Genomic DNA, 16,533 nt, shown 5'->3' with positions numbered 1-16,533 from the left:
CTGGGACATTCGGGCAGCGATGGAAGTCAGCAACACACCTTCGGGCGGCCGTACGGCGCGTCCTTTGATTCTTGTCGTCGATGACTCGCCATCGACGATCGATACGCTTACGGCATTTCTGGGCACGGACTACCGCATCGTTGCCGTGACGGATGGCGCCTCGGCGCTGGCCAGCGTGGCGGCACAACCGCCTGACCTGGTTCTGCTCGACGTGGTCATGCCTGGGCTCGACGGCATCGAGGTGTGTCATCGGCTGAAGGCGGATGCGACCACGCGCGCCATACCGGTGATCTTCATCACGGCGCGTGACGATGAAGAAAGCGAGCTGGCCGCGTTTGAAGCGGGTGCGGTTGATGTGATCCGAAAGCCTTTCAGCCATCTGGTGGTGCGCCGTCGCGTGCGAACCCAGGTGGCGCTCAAGTTGTTTCGCGACCACCTGGTGCGGGTGCCGGTTCGCCTCGGCATGGAACTGCATGATCACCAGGCGCAACTGATGACCGGCTTGTTGTTCCAGCTGGACGCGGCCTGCCATGTGCTGGGGCCGGCATCGGATGCAACGCCGGTCCGCCGCTACATCGATCGCGCTGCGGAGCTGGCGCGCCAGTGCATGGCACAGACGCGCCAGACCATCCGCGAGCTGCGCGAAACCGCAGCAGACGACGAGGCGCTGGCCGAGGGCATCGCGCGGACCTTGCGGCCCTTCGCCGATAACACCGAGACGGTGCTACGCATCCGGCAGCGAGGACTTTCCGTGCCGCTGGATGGTGATGCGCGCCATGCGCTCTGCCGGGTTGCCCAGGAGGCGGCCACCAATGCGGTACGCCACGGACGTGCGACGGAAATTGATGTACTGGTTGCGTTTGACGAGCCGGGACTGCGCCTGGTCGTGCGCGACGATGGGTGTGGATTTGATACGGCGCGTGTCGCTGGCGGTTCCGGGATGGGGCTGTCGGGCATGCGCGAACGGATGACGGCAGTGGGCGGACGGCTGCAGATCCAGAGCCAGCCAGGCAGGGGCACCTGCATCACTGCCGAAGTGCCGCTTTGATGGGGGAGAACGATGACACCGATCCGTCTGATGCTAGTGGATGATCACATGGTGGTGCGCGAGGGCCTGCGCACCGTGCTGGAGCAGCAGGAGGAATTTCAGGTCGTGGCGGAGGCAGCCGATGGCAATGCCGCGGTGGAGGCCTACCGCAGGCACCGGCCAGACATCCTGCTGGTCGATCTGCGCCTGCCGGGCATGGATGGGCCGGAGGTGATTCGCGCAGTGCGTGAACTGGATGCCCAGGCACGTTGCATCGTGCTGTCCTCCTTTGATGCGCGCGCCGATGTTGAGCGGGCACTGGCGGCCGGCGCGCGCGGCTACCTGGTCAAGGCGGCGGGTGCGCAGGAACTGATGACCGCGATTCGCCGCGTACATCATGGACTGCGTGCCGTGGAACCGCGTCTTCAGGAGCGGGTGCGCCGGATCAGTGCGGCGACCTTCCTGACGCCGCGTGAGCTGGACGTGCTGCGCCATGTGGTGGCAGGCTTGCGCAATCACCAGATCGCCAAGGCCATGCTGGTGTCGGTCAGCACGGTGAAGTTCCACCTGCAGCACATCCTGGAAAAGCTCGACGCCCACGATCGCACCGAAGCGGCCGTCATCGCGGTGCGTGACGGTCTGGTGCCCGCGCTGCACTGAGCAGCGACCGCCCCGCATGGCGGTCGCATCGCGCGGTCAGTCGACGTAGAACGACTGCAGGGATACCGGCGTGGAGGTGAACACCGTCGCGTCCGTGGCGCCGCCGACGTTCGGGTCGTCGGTCACCGTGCTCGACTCGTTCGTGCCGTTGCCGTCGCCGTCGAAACTGATCGTGCCCTGGTTGCTGATCATCGTGCCGGCACCGGCGTTGACGGTGGCGGAGATCGTGAGGGTCACCTGGCCGCCGAGCGGGGCAATCGTGCCGTTCCAGGTCACGGTGTTGGTGGCGACAGTGGCGGATGCGGTACCCGAGGTGGCCACGGCGCTGTCGAGGGTGAGCCCGGCAGGCAGCACATCGGTGAACTCGTTGCCGGGATTATCCGGCTGCGCGCCGGTGGCGGCATTGTTGAGGATGACAGTGTAGGTCACGGTGCCGCCGGTGTTGAACGAACCGGCCACCGTCTTTGTTCCGGAAACCGACGCACCCGGATTGCCCCTTTCATTGGCGGCCAGCGCGGCGGTTGCAGCGAGCGGGAGCGTCAACAGCGCGATTGCCCGCGCAAGCCTGTGCATGCCTTCCATATGAATCCTCCTTGTGCAATGGAACCGAAAGCGCCTGATCGCCCGTCATCCCCTGTCGGGCTGCGCCGGCACACGAATACGCCATGCTGCACGGATGGGTGCGCAGGTGGTGTGAAGACGCAAAGTGGTGCGAAGTGGATGTGTGAAACAGGATGCTTGTCAAGCAGGCTCGGCGGTTGTGCCCGCGGCCATGGCGGCCAGTGTCCCTAGTTGGTCCGCGTCGGCAGGGCGTTTGTCGTGGCGCCAGCGCAGGATGCGCGGAAATCGCACCGCGACGCCGGATTTGTGGCGGGTGGAACGGTTCACGGCTTCAAAGCCCAGTTCGAACACATGCGTGGGTACGACGGACCGCACCGGGCCAAAGCGCTCGACGGTGTGCGTACGAATCCATTTGTCCAGTTCAAGAATCTCGGCGTCGGAAAGCCCGGAATAGGCCTTGGCGACCGGCACCAGCACATCGCCCTGCCACAGGCCGAAGGTGTAGTCCGTCAGAAGCGTGCTGCGCCGGCCCGATCCGGCCTGCGCGTAGAGCAGCACGGCGTCGATATGGAACGGATCCACCTTCCACTTCCACCAGTCGCCGCGACGCCGGCCGACCTGGTAGGCCGAGCTGCGCCGCTTGAGCATCAGGCCTTCCACGCGGTGTTCGCGTGCGCTGTCGCGTCGCGTGGCGGCCTCGCGCCAGTTGTCAGCCGGTACTTCGGCCGAAAGCGAAAGGCGCGGTTCCGCCGCTTGTGCGAGGAGCAATGCCAGGGCGTTGCGACGTTCCTGCAGCGGGCGTGCCCGCCAATCCTCGCCGTGCAGCTCCAGCAGGTCGTAGACGATCACGCGTGCCGGTGCCTCGGCGAGCACCCGCGGGCCGGGTTTGCGGCGCTGGATGCGGGTCTGCAGGGCTGTGAACGGCAAGGGCTGGGCATCGCCGGGGCGCCAGGCGAGCAATTCACCGTCGAGCACCGCGTCGCGCGGCAGCTTCGCCGCTGCCGCTTCGATTTCGGGAAAGCGCCCATCCAGCCGTTCTTCGCCGCGTGACCACAGCGCAAGGTCGGCGCCGCGCCGGATCAGCTGCAGGCGGATGCCATCCCATTTCCATTCGAGCAGCCAGTCGTTGATGGGGCCCAACGTTTCCGGATCACCATCCATAGGCGATGCCAGGAAGAACGGGTAGGGCTGCGAGCGATCGGCGGCGGTCGTTTCCGGCGACAGCAAGCCGGCAAAGAAGGCCGGGCCGGGCTGCCAGCTTCCCAGCATGCGCTGGGCGATCAGCGCAATGTCCACGCCGCTCATCGCCGCCAGTGCCTGCTGCACCAGTCGTTGCGATACACCCACGCGAAGCGCGCCGGTCAGGAGCTTGGTGAAGACCAGGCGCTGGTCGTAGCCCAGTGACTTCCAGGCGGAGACGATGCGTTCCCGGCGCGATTCCGGATCCAGGCCCGCGACGGCCAGCAGGCGATCCTCGATCCACACGTGCAGCGGGGCCTCATCCGTGGTTGCAGGATCATCCAGCAGCAGGGTCAGCGTTTCGGCCTGGTCACCCACATGATCCAGGCATTCGGCGACCAGCCACAGGGGCGTTCCGCTGGCCTGCGCGATCCACTCCACCAGTTCCCGGGAGCCGGCAATGCGCGCCGATGCACCGCCAATCTTTCCACCCGCCAGCAGCCACAAGGCCCATGCGGCGTCGACGGGCGGCGCGTCGCGGAAATAGTCCTGCAGTGCGGCGCGCTTGTCGGAGGTCGCGGTGCTCTGGTCGAGGCGGCGGTAGAGGTCGGCGAAGCGGCGCATCAGTCCTCGCCGCCGAAGTCCGTGCGCAGCGTTTCGGCGGTGTGGCCACTTTCGCGCAGGAAACGCACGAGGGAATCGCTCGCACCGTGCGTGGCGATGATCCGGCGTGCGCCGGTCTGCTCCACTGTGTGTAGCAAGGACGGCCAGTCCGCGTGATCCGACACGATGAAGCCGCGATCGACGTTGCGCCGGCGGCGATTGCCGCGAAGGCGCATCCAGCCCGAGGCGAAGGCAGTCTGCGCACGCCGGAAGCGTCGCATCCACGCGCTGCCGGCCGCGGCGGGCGGTGCCAGGACCAGCTGGCCGCCGAACCCGCCGGCGGGCGTGGCATCGGAAACCGGCAGCGTCGCGAGCATCGGAATACCTGCCTGCTGGTACACCGCAACACCGGCTGCAATGGCGCCGTGCACCAGGGCGGGCTGATCCGTCAATGCGGCCAGTTCCGCCAGGATGCGCTGCGCCTTGCCCAGTGCATAGCAGAACAGTATCGCCGCTTCGCCCTCGGCCGCGCAGGCATCGCGCCACTGGAGAATGTCGTGCGCAACCGCCGGTGTATCGGGCCAGCGGTAAACGGGCAGCGCAAATGTCGCCTCGGTGATGAAGGTGTCGCAGCGCACGACTTCGAAGGGCTCGCAAGTCGGGTCCGCCTGGCGCTTGTAGTCGCCGGAAATGACCCAGACTTCTCCATTGCATTCGATGCGCACCTGGCTCGACCCGAGCACATGCCCGGCCGGATGAAAGCTCACGCGCGTCGCGCCCAGCGTGAGGGCTTCAGCGTAGTCCGCCACGCGGAAGTCCTGGTCGCCCAGGCGCCATTGGAGGACGCCCTTGCCGGCGCTCGCGACGAGGTACTGCCCCATGCCGGGCCGTGCGTGATCGCCGTGGCCGTGGGTGATGACGGCGCGCGGCACGGGTTGCCAGGGATCGATGTGGAAATCACCGGCCGGGCAATAGAGGCCGGCCGGTGTGTGAATGACGAGGTCGGTCGCGCGGGCCGTCATTCCGTGCGCACGTCAGTGGCGGCGCGACAGGTCGACGGTGTCGTGGTGGCTCATGACAGTCGGGTCTTTCTTGAGCGCGGCGACTGCCAGGTACAGCGCCTTGCCGACGAGCGTGCCGGGACCATCCCAGTATTCTGCACTGTCCACTTCGACCCGCAGCAGGCGGATCTCCGGATCGTCCTTGCCTTGGGGAAAGAAGGGCTTCATGACCGGTGACCAGTACTTCTCCACCCGCTGGCGATCGTCGATGACACTGGCGCGTCCGGAGACCGACACATAGGTGTTGCCGGAAATGTCCGCATAGGCGACGCAGACGTGCGGATTGGCGGCGATTTCGGCCACCTTGGCGCTGCCGGCATGGATGATGAACCACAGGTCGCCGTCGAAAGCGACCTCCTGCGTACCCAGCGGGCGACTGATCAGTTTCCCTTCGGGCGATACGGTGGTCAGCATTGCGATCTTCACGTCCTTGATCAGACGGGCGAGGGTCTTTACGGCATCGGCATGCGAGTCCATGGCGTCCTCCGGTGCGACGGGTGTTTACCACAGCACAGGTGCAGTTAGACCGTCGTGAATCGTTGCGTTCGGTTGTGCCCGCTCCTGGTGACGGGGTGGTTTCATGGGAAGATCGTGCAATTCCACCAGCAGAGGATGTGCGATGCGAATGAAATTCCGGAGGCGCTGGATAGTGGCGCCGTGGCTTCTGGCCATCACGATAGCCTCCATGGTGCCGCCGACACTGGCGGCCGAGCCGGTCATCGGCGGGCCCTGCGACGGCTGCGAGGAAGTCTTTCGCGGCCAGCCGGCGGCGACATCGTCCACCGCCCGCATTGCGCCGGAAGGTGAAAAGGGCGAGCCGCTGACGATACGCGGCACGGTCTACGCGGCGGACGGCGAAACGCCGGCAGCGGGAATCATCGTCTACGGCTACCATACCGATGCGAGCGGGGTATACCCGTCCGGCGAAAGCCGTCACGGCCGTCTACGCGGATGGGCGCGCACGGACGGACAAGGACGCTACGAATTCAGCAGCATCCGACCGGCGGCGTATCCGGGCCGCGGCGTTCCTGCGCATATCCACATGCATATCATTGAACCGGACGTGGCGACCTACTATATCGACGATATCCATTTCACCGACGACCCGCTGCTGCCGCCTCAGGTCCGGCGCTCGTCCGACCAGGGGCGCGGCGGTTCCGGCCTGGTCACGCCGACGCGCGATGAAACCGGTTCATGGCAGGTCAGGCGCGATATCGTGCTGCGACGGAATATCGAAAAGACTCAGTGAGCTGGCGCGGCGTGGGCCAATGCCTGGGCCACGAGGTCATGCACGCGGGGATTGATCACCAGACCCAGGTGTGAGCCCTCGACGCAGTGTGCGATGCAATCGCCGGGCGCCTGCGCGCTGGCTTCCCAGGCGACCACGCCGTCGCTGCGGCTGAAAATGGAGATCACCGGCACGCGCGCGCTGCGACGGACCATGGCGCGTACCTCGCGATCGTCCGCGTGCTTCCCGCAGACCAGGGACAGCAATCCCGACAGACGGCTGGACCGCGGATCCGCCGTGAGCGGCGAGCCCAGGGCGATGACGCGGTGTACCTGGCGCGGCAGGCGCGCGGCCACGACCCGGGCCATCAGTCCGCCCAGGGACCAACCCACCAGATGCACCGGCCTGCCGCTGTGGCGGGCGATCTGGCGGATGCGCGCCGACAGGTGGTGCATGGCCTCGCCCCGAGGCCCCGCATTGAGGCCCAACCGCCAGCGGTAGACGGTGTAACCCGCCTGGCGCAGGCGATGGCGCAACAGGCAGGTGGCGCTGTCGCCGGTGCCGAAGCCGGGAATCACCAGGACCGGCTCGCCACGGCCGCAACGGACGGGGCGCGCGGTGGGCCAGGCGCGCGAAGCCAGATCGAAGAGGCAGCGAAGTTCACCGATGGTCGACAGCCACGTCGGTGGTTGCAGCGGGAGAGGGCGGTCCATCGTCGAAACGGGCATGGTGGTTTTCCGTGAAGTCAGGCAGGTCGGCGTGCGCCGCTTTCAGGGAATGATCGGAATAACGCGGGCGCAGCGGCCAACCGAACGGGAAAGCGGTCGCATCCGAAGGTGATGCGCATTCGTTACCAGGCGGTAATGTGGAGAAAAGGGGGCTGGTCCGTGTCCATCGGGCCTCCGTGGCCGCTGGGTTGGTGTATAGCAGGCGCAATGTCCATGCCAGGAGCGGTACCGGGAGTGGCGCGCTTTCCGGGAGCTTTCGCTGTGACCGGCGCACGGATATGGCCGGGACGGATCGCGGATTGCACGATCTCCGCCGCGCTTCTCGATTGGTAGCAGGACGGTTCAGTCCGTCACGATGAACTCATCGGTCGTCTGTGCTTCACGGGGCTGTGCGTGGGCGAGGGGGTACGCCTCACGCCATCGGCAGCGGTGGAAGGTCTTCGTCACCCGGGTGGGAACGCAGCATCCCGGTAGGGACGGGTCGCCGCCGCCGGTATTCCTGGAACGCCTCGCTGATATCCTCCTTAAGGGCCGCGTCGATCCACGGCTTGGTCAGGAACTTGTAGATTGCCCCCTGGTTGACGGCGGCGGAGACGGTGTCCAGGTCGGTGTAACCGGTCAGCACGATGCGCAACGCGTCGGGATACATGACGCGGATACGGGCGAGGAATTCAATGCCGCTCATGCCGGGCATGCGCTGGTCGCACAGCACGACGGCAATCGGCGTGCTCGCCAGGATGGCAAGCCCTTCCTGGGCGCTCAAGGCGGTGTAGATCGTGTAGCCCTCGCGCCGCAGCAGGCGCTTGAGCGCATTGCAGACAAATTCCTCGTCATCGACGACCAGCAGGGCGTGCGTGGGTTCATGCGGAAAATGCTGCAGCAACGGATGCACCGGCTGGTCGAGCTGATGACGGAATGCGTCCGCCACCATGGGCTCGCCAAGCAGGTATCCCTGCAGCACGTCGCAGTGATGGCGGCGCAGGAAGGCGGCCTGCTCGGGAGTCTCCACGCCTTCGGCAATGACCTCCACTCCCAGCTCGTGCGCCATGGCGATGACCGACCGCACAATGGAGGCATCCTCGGCCTGCGTGACCACTGTGTGCACGAACGACTGGTCGATCTTCACCGTGTCGACGGGAAAGCGCCGCAGGTAGCTCAGGCTCGAGTAGCCGGTGCCGAAATCGTCCAGCGCCACTTTGACGCCCATGTTCTTGAGTTCACGCATGACGGACAGCACCGACTCGCTGCTGTCGATCATCAACGTCTCGGTCAATTCCAGTTCGAGCAGGTGAGCGGGAAGACCGGAACGGTCCAGCGCGGCGCGGACCACCGCAGGAATGCCGCCGCGGCGCACTTCCGCCGGTGAGACGTTGACGGCAACGGCGATGGCGCCGTGTCCGTCGCGCCGCCAGCGCGCCGCCTCGGCGCAGGCGGCGCCGATGATCCATTCGCCGAGCGGCACGATCAGGCCGGTTTCCTCGGCGACGCTGATGAATTCCGGAGGACGCAGCAACCCGCGCTGTGGATGCTGCCAGCGCAGCAGCGCCTCGGCGCCGACGATGCGGTTTTCCACGCTCGAGAACTGCGGCTGGAAATACAGGGAAAATTCATCGCGCGATAGCGCCATTCGGAGGTCACGTTCCAGGGTCAATCGCTCGAGCACCCGGTTGTTCATACCCTCGGTGTAGTAGCACACGCCATTGGCGTGGGACTCGTGGGCCCGGTACATCGCGGCGCAGGCCTGCCGCATCAGTGTGTCGAAATCCGTGCCGTCGTCGGGAAAAACGGTCATGCCGGCGCTGATTTCCAGGTATATGTCGTGCTGTTCCAGCGAGAACGGCTGGCGCATCGCATCGAAGATCGCGTCGCCAAGGCGCTCAGCGTCGTCGCGCGCCCGCATCTGCGGCAACAGCAGACCGAAGTGATCACCGCCCAGGCGCGCCACTGTGGTCACGCCCTGCAGGCCGGATAGCCGTTGCGCAATATAGACCAGCAGGTCGTCGGCGGTATCGTCGCTGAGAATCTGGCTGAGCGCGCGGATCTGGTCGCAGTTCACGCAGACCAGCGCGCCGCTCCAGCCGCTGCGGATCGCCATCGTCACTGCCTGGTCAGCGCGGTCGCGAAAAAGGTGCCGGTTGGGCAGGCGCGTCACTGGGTCGAACTGGGAGAAGTACAGCAGCCGCTGTTCCGAATGGTGGCGCTCGATAGCCGTTTCCAGCATGTTGCTGACGCTCATGAGGAAGTTGATGCAGTCAGCGGAGAATGCGCCGACATTGCGCCGGTAGGCGCCGAGCATGCCGCACGCGCCCGCGCGCCCCACGATGGGTACCAGCACGCCGGAGCCCACACCGTGTTCCAGCAGGCGTGCCGCCGGGATGAAACGCGTCTCCTGGGCGTAGTCCTCGATCACCACCGGCAGGATCGCCGTCATGACATGGCGGTGCTGGGAACTTTCCTGTTCCAGGTCTCCGATTCGGCTGCCGCGCCATCCGCTTTCCCAGCCGAATCCCGCGCGCAGGTACAGCGAGCGCTGGTCTTCGGCCAGATAGACCACTTCCGAGAATTCCACTTCCAGGCCTTCGGCGATGACGTCCGCCGCAAAGTCCATGACGTGGGCGATATCCAGCGTGGAGAGCGCGCGCTGTCCGAATGCCGCGATGAGTTGCTGCTGGCGGGCGTAGCGGGTGATCGTCAGTTCTGCGCGCCGGCGGTCGCTGACATTCCTGACCAGGCCGCAATAGCCCTGAAAATCCGCCTCGGGCGTCACCAGCGGCGTGCCGCTGAGTTCGAACCAGCACGTCTGGCCGGAGGCCGTCGTGCGCATGACCAGCAGGTCGCTGAACGGCTGGCGGGCGGCAACAGCTTTGCGGACACGTTCGGCCATTTCACCATCCACCGCGGTGGCGAGGACGTCCGCGAGCGTTGCACCGCGTAGCCATCCCGGGCTGCCTTCGTTATCCGGGCCGACTCCCGAAAAGGCGGTGAAACGCAGTTGTGCGTCTTGTTCCCAGTACCAGTCCGACGACAGCGTTGCCAGTGCACGCAGGCGCGTATCGTCCGGCAACGGAATGTGCTGCTGAATTCGTAGCGATTCGGCGCTTGATGACGATGGTGCGCCTGTAGCAGGCCACTGCAGGGGCCGCTGTGCGCTGGCGTCATGCCGTCCCGGGCCGCGGCCTGCGCCGCCGGCCATGGTCAGCGCTCCCGGGGATGGTGAACGGCTGGCGGCTCGTGGTCGCAGGAAATATCGGCGAACGCGGAATCGGCACTGGCAGGATGGTCGAGCCCGCTGCACTGCCGGGCGGAAAGATGCGCCAGATGGGCATCACGGCCGACGCCGGTAGCACCGGCAATCCGGGACGCCGCCGCCTCAGAACCGCGCTTCGTGCTAGCCATAGGGCCACCAACAGTAGGTGCGCAGCCTGGCGTCGCCGGTACGAAGCGGCGCCCCCTGTACGGAATGAAACGTTTTGCAGCCTGGAGTATACACCCGACTACTTTCGCGGCAACCGACGATGTTGCGGAGTTGCGAATTCCGCTTGTATGGAACTTCGCGGAGCGCAAGAAATTGGTGTGTAAAAAAATACAACGGGAATATGGATCGCTTTCACTGCCGGCAGTACCTCGCGGCGCCGCCGTTCGTCATCCTGACGTGGCCGTATGTCAGGCGCGCGGGGCAGGACTATAATGGCAGTGACGGGCCATCCCCGCCGATGCAGTATCCGTGCCCAGCCACGCGCTTCGGGGTCTGCCATGAACAGCCAGTACCGCGGTGACGATGTCACCCCCCGCCTCTACGAGGCGCTTCTGAACCTTTCCGTTGATTCCGTGCAGGTTTGCCGCGATGCCGCATTCCGGATCGGCGCCGACGGCGTGCAACGGTTTGCCGTGTTCTGCGAGTTCTACCAGTCGGGTGTCCGGCACCGGGTCGGCTTTGCCGTGGTCGATACGCGGCCGGTGGAAGAGGCCGATATCGAGGGTCTGCAGGTGGGGATCCGCGCGGTGGGTGATGATCTCCTGGGGGTGTGCGTATCCACTGTGGGCTTTGAGGCTGGCGCGCGCCGCGCGGCCGATCGTCTGGGCGTGATGATCCTGCCGGCCCAGGAGCTGGAAAACCTGGGGCGGTTGCTCGCTTCGCGCTGGAATGCAGGCTGGATGCCCGAAGCCCATTGTATGGCTGAGCCGTTCTGGTGCATCGGCGAGCTGGCCGACGACAGCGATATCGAAAGTACAGGCAAGCTCTACACACTGCCGCCGGGCAATTCCGCGCGGGTGATCTTTTTCCTGTCGCGCAACTACGCGGAAGCCTACCGGCAGGCCTTGCCGGATCCGGAGCACTGGCGTGTCTACGGCATGCCCCAGTACAAGCTGCCGGAACTGATCCGCGTGGCCGACGGCGAGCGGTGGGATTTCGGCATCGTGCTGCATCCCCAGCGATCCGACGGCATGTTCGAGATTCATCCGATCTCACCTGCTGCGCTGGCGGGTGACTTCCTCGTGCAGGAGATGACGATGCGTCCGTCGTAAGGACGCGGGCACGAGTTAGCTACCAACGATGTAGCGATGCGTCGTGAAGAGGCGCCCTGCGCCCCGTCCGGGCCATCGTTGCAGCCCGGGAGGCGGGCTGGCCGCCGGCCGGGCCATCGCGTGGCGGCCCCACCCGGGTGTGATCTCCACAAACGTGCCGGTTTCGTGACGTTTGTTGACTCGCCCTGTCCGCGGCTTGCCGATACTTTTCCATCAGGCACGCTGCGGAGATCCTGGATTGTCTGTCGTTTTCACGCGCCCGGATCGCATCCGGCCGGCACTGGCGCCGGCGTGGACCGCTGCGGCTGCCGCCGCTGTACCGGCCCGGATCGGCCTGGCCTGACCGTCCGCGGGTTAGTCGCATGCAAAGTTACTGCGCCTGCCTGGTGGTACTGCGCGATCGGGGGCGGCTCGAACAATGGTCGGTCACGCTCACGCTCAACGGGGCTTTTCGCTGTGCCCGTGTGATTTTTGAGTCGGCGGTGGCCTACGAGGAATACAGTGCCCTGGTGCGAGCCGCTGGCGAATTCCTGGCCGAAAGCGCGCTGGCCAGCGCCGTCGAGCTCTGGACGCGCGCAACGGCCATCGCCGACCGGTGCGCCTCGCTGACGACCGACGACGTCGACGAGGCGGTGGCCTATTTCTGCGGTGACATCTCCACCGAGCGCGAGCGAAGCACGGCGCTTTCGCTGGTCACCAGCATCCGCGTCTAGCGCTTCTCCGCAACGACCTGGTCGATCAGCAGCCGAACCGGTTTTCCCGCAGAAACGGCGATCGGTTCCGACAGGGTCTGCAGATCGCCGGCCTGCGGGATCGCATTGCCACTGCGCGAAATGCGCGCGCCCACGACGACCTGCGGAAACTGGGACAGCTTCATGCTGGGCATCATGCTCATGCTTTCGGTGAGCGTGACTTTCGCCGGAAGGTCGGTCAGCGCCAGGCGTTGGACGGCCAACGGCATTGGCGGCCCATTGGCGGCGCGTGCGAAGACGAACACCGTGGAACCGGCCACTGCCTGGTCCTTGAGTTTGGGGTCAAGGTCAACTTCCACCTGGATGCGCGGGCCGCCGGTATCTGCGGCCGCCGGCGCGGCGGGGGATTTTGCGTCGACGACAGCAGGCGTGCCGGCCGATTCTGCAGCAGCGGGCATGCCCGCCCGCTGCCGCGCGTCGGCGATCTGGGCGAGGATGGATTCGTGCGCCGGTGCTGAGGGATCGATCTGCGTGGCGAGGGCTTCCCAGCGTGTCGCCGCCTCGGCGTAGCGACCCTGCTGGTAGTCGGCAATACCCAGCAGCCACATGGCGCGCTGGTGTTGCGGATGCGCTTCGAGGGCACGTTCCAGCAGCTGCCGCGATTGGCCTTCAATACGACGGCTGTCACTGGCCAGCGCCAGCGCTTCGGCGTAGTCGACCTGCACGTCGACATCGTTGCCGGCACGGTCGTAGGCCTGCTTGAGTGCGTCACGTGCCGGGCCAAAGCGTTCCATGGATTTGTAGGCGCGGCCCAGCAGCAGCCAGCCTTCCACGTCCTCGGGATTCTGCTTGAGCTTGGCTTCAAGGCCGGCGATGGCCTGGTCCATATCGGCCGGCGTCGCGGGTTTTCTGGCCTGCAGATTGGCCGGATCGAGTGCATCCGGCGACCCGTGCCAGACGTACAGGCCCATCGCGATCATCGGCAGGAGCACGGCGACCGTCGCCGCAGTGCCCACCGCCAGGCGTGACCGGGCAGCCACGGGCCCCGGTGCGTTCTGCGCCAGCGCGGCGCGTTTTGACGCGTATTCCTCGTCGGTCAGGATGCCTGCCGCGCGGGCGCTGTCCAGCGCCTGGACTTTCGCAGCGTCGTCGGTGGCGGCGGCACTGGAATGGCCGCGTCTGAGCAACGGCACGGTCACGAAGGCCAGCGCGACGATCACCATCAGCGCAGCCACCAGGAAAAACACAGGACTCACCAGTCTTCCTCCTCACCCGGCGCCGCCGTGGCGGGGCCTGTTGCGGTAGCTGCCTTGCGCCGGCGGACGGCCAGCGCGACGACGATGCCGCCGATCACCACCATGACGGCGGGTCCAAACCACAACAGCACGGTCGAGCGCGACAGCGGCGGGTCGTACAGCACGAACTCCGAATAGCGCGCCACCAGGTATTTCTTGATGTCTTCGTCGTTCTTGCCCGAGCGCATCTGCTCGAACACCTCGCGACGCAGGTCGTTGGCCAGGCCGGCATCCGAATCGGCCAGGCTCTGGTTCTGGCAGACCAGGCAGCGCAGTTCGCGCGTCAGCGCCTGGAAACGCTTTTCCTCGGCGGCGTCCTTGAACTCCAGCGGCTGGGCGGCGGCGAGCGAGGGCAGGCAGAGCACGACAGCGATGACGATGCGCCGAAGCAAGGTGCGCAAGGGGGTCATGGGGTGGTTCTCTTGAGGGCGGCGATAGCCGGCTTGAGCGTGCGCTCGACGTAGTCCGGGGTGATGGCGCCCACGCGCTTGAGGCGAATCACACCCTGCGCGTCGACCAGAAACGTCTCGGGCGCGCCGTACACGCCGAAATCGATGGCCGTGCGTCCTTCCTGGTCCACGACGATCACCTCGTACGGGTTGCCGAACTTCGCCAGCCAGGCGTTGGCATCCCCCGGCGCGTCCTTCCAGTTGAAACCCACCAGCTTGACGCCCAGCTGCTTCGCGTAGCGATTGAGCACCGGGTGTTCGTCGACGCAGCTCGGGCACCAGCTGCCGAACACGTTGAGGAGGTAGGGCTGGCCCGCCAGCTCCGCCGTACCGAAGCGCTGGTCCGGCGTGTTCAGCACCGGCAGCGAGAAGGTGGGGGCGGTCTTCCCAATCAGGGGCGAGGCTACTTCGCGCTGGTCATGGGACCGGTTCCAGGACAGACCGAAGGCCAGCAGCAGCACCAGCAGGACGAAGCCGACCAGCGGCAGCACGCGCGTCATCATGCGCCAGCCTCCGCGGCCACGACGGGCGCAGGTTTCGGCTCGGGCGTCGCCACGTCGGACGTCTTGTCGGGCAGGACGCGGAAGCGTCGGTCGCAGGCGGCGATGAATCCGCCCAGCATCATCAGCAGGGCACCCAGCCAGATCCAGCGCACGAACGGCTTGACGTACACGCGCAGCGACCAGGCGCCGTCAGTGCCCAGCGGCTCGCCCAGGGCGACGTAAAGATCGCGCGTGAAGCCTGGATCGATCGCCGATTCGGTCTGCACCTGGCCGCGCGGGTACTGGCGCTTCTGCGGCTCCAGCGTGGCGATCGTCTTGCCGTCGCGGCTGACCACGACGCGGCCGGAATCGGCACGCCAGTTGGGGCCCTGCACGCGCTCGACGCCTTCGAAGCGGAAATCCAGCCCGTTGACGGTGACGCTCTGGTTGGGTGCGAAGCGCAGGTCTTTTTCAACCCCCGTGGCCTCGGTGACCAGCACGCCCGCGAGGAACACGGCGATGCCGAAGTGCGCCACGATCATGCCGAGCATTTCCGGCGTGTAGCGGCGGCCGGCGGGAACGGTGGTCCAGCGGCGCAGTGTGTACAGCGCGATACCCACGCCTACCCACAGCGATACCGCAGTACCGAGCAGCGCTTTCGCCGGCAGGTCGCGCGCCACCAGCCAGGCCAGGCCCGCGCCGATCAGCGCGCACGCCAAGGCCGGCGCCAGAGACCGCAGCACTTCTCCCAGGCGCGACTCGCGCCAGCGCAGAAAGGGCCCGAATGGCAGGAGCAGCACGATGGGAGCCATCAGCAGCGAGAACAGGAAGCTGTAGTACGGCGTGCCGATCGAGATCTTCTGGATGCCGAAGGCCTCGCAGATGATCGGGAACAGCGTCGCCAGCAGGATCGTGGCGCAGGCGACGGTGAGGAACAGATTGTTGACCAGCAGTGCCGTCTCGCGGCTGGCCGCGCGGAAAGGCTCGCCGCCGGCGATGGCCGGTGCGCGAATGGCGAAGATCAGCAGCGACCCGCCGACGACCACCGCGAGGAAAGCCAGGATGAACATGCCGCGCTCCGGATCGCTCGCGAAGGAATGCACCGACGTCAATACGCCCGATCGCACCAGGAAGGTACCCAGCAGCGAGAGCGAGAAGGCCAGGATCGCCAGGAGCATCGTCCAGGCGCGGAAGGAGCCACGTTTTTCGGTGACAGCCTGCGAATGGATCAGCGCCGTGCCGACCAGCCAGGGCATGAACGAGGCATTCTCGACCGGATCCCAGAACCACCAGCCGCCCCAGCCAAGCTCGTAGTAAGCCCACCAGCTGCCCAGGGCGATGCCGAGGGTGAGAAAGCCCCAGGCAGCGTTGGTCCACGGCCGGGCCCAGCGCACAGCAGCCGCATCGAGACGACCTTCCAGCAGGGTGGCGATGGCGAAGGCAAAGGCGACCGAGAACCCGACGTAGCCGGTATAGAGCATCGGCGGGTGGACGATCAGTCCGAAATCCTGCAACAGCGGATTGAGGTCATTGCCTTCGGCCAGCGCCGGCAGGTGGCGCAGGAACGGGTTCGAGGTCGCGATGGTGAAGAGCAGGAAACCGAAGCTGACGAAACCCAGCACGCCGATCACACGTGCCATGAAGCGGTCGGGCAGCTTGTGGCTGAGCGCCGCGACGGCGACGGTCCAGGCATTGAGGATGAGGATCCACAGCAGCAGCGAGCCTTCGTGTGCACCCCACACCGCGGAGAAACGGTAGTACCAGGGCAGCTGCGAATTGGAATTCTGCGCGACATAGGCGACGGAGAAATCCTGGGTGACGAAGGCCACCGTGAGGATGACGAAGGCTGTCAGGACGAAGATGGCCTGGCCCGCGGCCGCCGGGCGCGCCGTCGCGATCAGCGCCGCGTGATTGCTCCCGGCGCCCCACAAAGGCAGCACGGCCTGCACGGCGGCGAGCAGCAGGGCAAGGATCAGGGCGAATTGGCCGAGTTCAGGCAGCATGGTCGCGGCTCGCGGTGAAAGGGCAGGGCATCGGGACT

General features: G+C 66.2%; 15 protein-coding genes. 5 read left to right on the top strand and 10 right to left on the bottom strand.

Annotated elements, in window-relative coordinates; genetic code table 11:
• Nucleotides 1-19 precede the first annotated feature (19 nt).
• Together N4264_RS20185 and N4264_RS20180 are read left to right on the top strand one after the other, a co-directional pair.
• Nucleotides 20-1,048 (top strand): ATP-binding response regulator, encoded by a 1,029-nt coding sequence (locus N4264_RS20185; RefSeq protein WP_261694028.1) that lies wholly within the window; start codon nt 20-22, stop codon nt 1,046-1,048.
• A 12-nt stretch (nt 1,049-1,060) separates the two neighbouring features.
• Nucleotides 1,061-1,687: a response regulator gene (locus tag N4264_RS20180; protein ID WP_261694027.1), complete on the top strand. Its 627-nt coding sequence runs from the start codon at nt 1,061-1,063 to the stop codon at nt 1,685-1,687.
• Nucleotides 1,688-1,723: 36 nt separating this feature from the next.
• Here N4264_RS20180 and N4264_RS20175 read toward each other — a convergent pair whose 3' ends face one another.
• The 4 genes from N4264_RS20175 to N4264_RS20160 form a co-directional block, all read right to left on the bottom strand.
• Complete coding sequence (locus N4264_RS20175) at nt 1,724-2,269, bottom strand: isopeptide-forming domain-containing fimbrial protein (RefSeq protein WP_261694026.1); 546 nt, start codon at nt 2,267-2,269, stop codon at nt 1,724-1,726.
• 159 nt (nt 2,270-2,428) lie between these two features.
• Nucleotides 2,429-4,051, bottom strand: coding sequence for an ATP-dependent DNA ligase (locus tag N4264_RS20170; RefSeq protein ID WP_261694025.1), 1,623 nt, complete (start codon nt 4,049-4,051; stop codon nt 2,429-2,431).
• On the bottom strand, nt 4,051-5,052 hold the full coding sequence (locus N4264_RS20165; protein WP_261694024.1) for a ligase-associated DNA damage response exonuclease: 1,002 nt from the start codon (nt 5,050-5,052) through the stop codon (nt 4,051-4,053). The genes N4264_RS20170 and N4264_RS20165 overlap by 1 nt, the downstream gene beginning before the upstream one ends.
• 12 nt (nt 5,053-5,064) lie before the next feature.
• Entirely contained in the window at nt 5,065-5,568 is a 504-nt protein-coding gene (locus N4264_RS20160) for a pyridoxamine 5'-phosphate oxidase family protein (protein WP_261694023.1), read from the bottom strand.
• A 172-nt stretch (nt 5,569-5,740) separates the two neighbouring features.
• On the opposite strand from N4264_RS20160, the gene N4264_RS20155 reads away from it, so the two are divergent.
• Nucleotides 5,741-6,340 (top strand): dioxygenase family protein, encoded by a 600-nt coding sequence (locus N4264_RS20155; RefSeq protein WP_261694022.1) that lies wholly within the window; start codon nt 5,741-5,743, stop codon nt 6,338-6,340.
• Here N4264_RS20155 and N4264_RS20150 read toward each other — a convergent pair.
• Both N4264_RS20150 and N4264_RS20145 read right to left on the bottom strand, forming a co-directional pair.
• Nucleotides 6,334-7,032 carry an esterase/lipase family protein gene (locus tag N4264_RS20150; protein ID WP_261694021.1) on the bottom strand — a complete coding sequence of 233 codons (699 nt, stop codon included), beginning with the start codon at nt 7,030-7,032 and terminating at the stop codon, nt 6,334-6,336. The two genes, N4264_RS20155 and N4264_RS20150, sit on opposite strands and share 7 nt — an antisense overlap.
• A gap of 427 nt (nt 7,033-7,459) precedes the next feature.
• Nucleotides 7,460-10,111 (bottom strand): EAL domain-containing protein, encoded by a 2,652-nt coding sequence (locus N4264_RS20145; protein ID WP_261694020.1) that lies wholly within the window; start codon nt 10,109-10,111, stop codon nt 7,460-7,462.
• A 689-nt stretch (nt 10,112-10,800) separates the two neighbouring features.
• Here N4264_RS20145 and N4264_RS20140 point away from each other — a divergent pair.
• Nucleotides 10,801-11,574 carry a hypothetical protein gene (locus N4264_RS20140; protein ID WP_261694019.1) on the top strand — a complete coding sequence of 258 codons (774 nt, stop codon included), beginning with the start codon at nt 10,801-10,803 and terminating at the stop codon, nt 11,572-11,574.
• A 362-nt stretch (nt 11,575-11,936) separates the two neighbouring features.
• Complete coding sequence (locus N4264_RS20135; RefSeq protein WP_261694018.1) at nt 11,937-12,287, top strand: hypothetical protein; 351 nt, start codon at nt 11,937-11,939, stop codon at nt 12,285-12,287.
• On the opposite strand, the gene ccmI is transcribed toward N4264_RS20135, so the two are convergent.
• Genes ccmI through N4264_RS20115 form a run of 4 tightly spaced genes read right to left on the bottom strand, consistent with a single transcriptional unit; the run spans nt 12,284 to nt 16,495 of the window.
• Nucleotides 12,284-13,522 (bottom strand): c-type cytochrome biogenesis protein CcmI, encoded by a 1,239-nt coding sequence (ccmI, locus tag N4264_RS20130; RefSeq protein ID WP_261694017.1) that lies wholly within the window; start codon nt 13,520-13,522, stop codon nt 12,284-12,286. The genes N4264_RS20135 and ccmI overlap by 4 nt on opposite strands.
• Nucleotides 13,519-13,971: a cytochrome c-type biogenesis protein gene (locus N4264_RS20125; RefSeq protein ID WP_261694016.1), complete on the bottom strand. Its 453-nt coding sequence runs from the start codon at nt 13,969-13,971 to the stop codon at nt 13,519-13,521. Before N4264_RS20125 ends, ccmI begins: the two co-directional genes overlap by 4 nt.
• On the bottom strand, nt 13,968-14,510 hold the full coding sequence (locus N4264_RS20120; protein WP_261697665.1) for a DsbE family thiol:disulfide interchange protein: 543 nt from the start codon (nt 14,508-14,510) through the stop codon (nt 13,968-13,970). The genes N4264_RS20125 and N4264_RS20120 overlap by 4 nt, the downstream gene beginning before the upstream one ends.
• Nucleotides 14,510-16,495 carry a heme lyase CcmF/NrfE family subunit gene (locus tag N4264_RS20115; protein ID WP_261694015.1) on the bottom strand — a complete coding sequence of 662 codons (1,986 nt, stop codon included), beginning with the start codon at nt 16,493-16,495 and terminating at the stop codon, nt 14,510-14,512. The genes N4264_RS20120 and N4264_RS20115 overlap by 1 nt, the downstream gene beginning before the upstream one ends.
• Nucleotides 16,496-16,533: the final 38 nt, after the last annotated feature.

The organism is Tahibacter amnicola (genome assembly GCF_025398735.1).
Taxonomy (GTDB): domain Bacteria; phylum Pseudomonadota; class Gammaproteobacteria; order Xanthomonadales; family Rhodanobacteraceae; genus Tahibacter; species Tahibacter amnicola.
The sequence above is the reverse complement of the archived record's forward strand: the minus strand, read 5'-3'. Positions and strand labels throughout refer to the sequence as shown.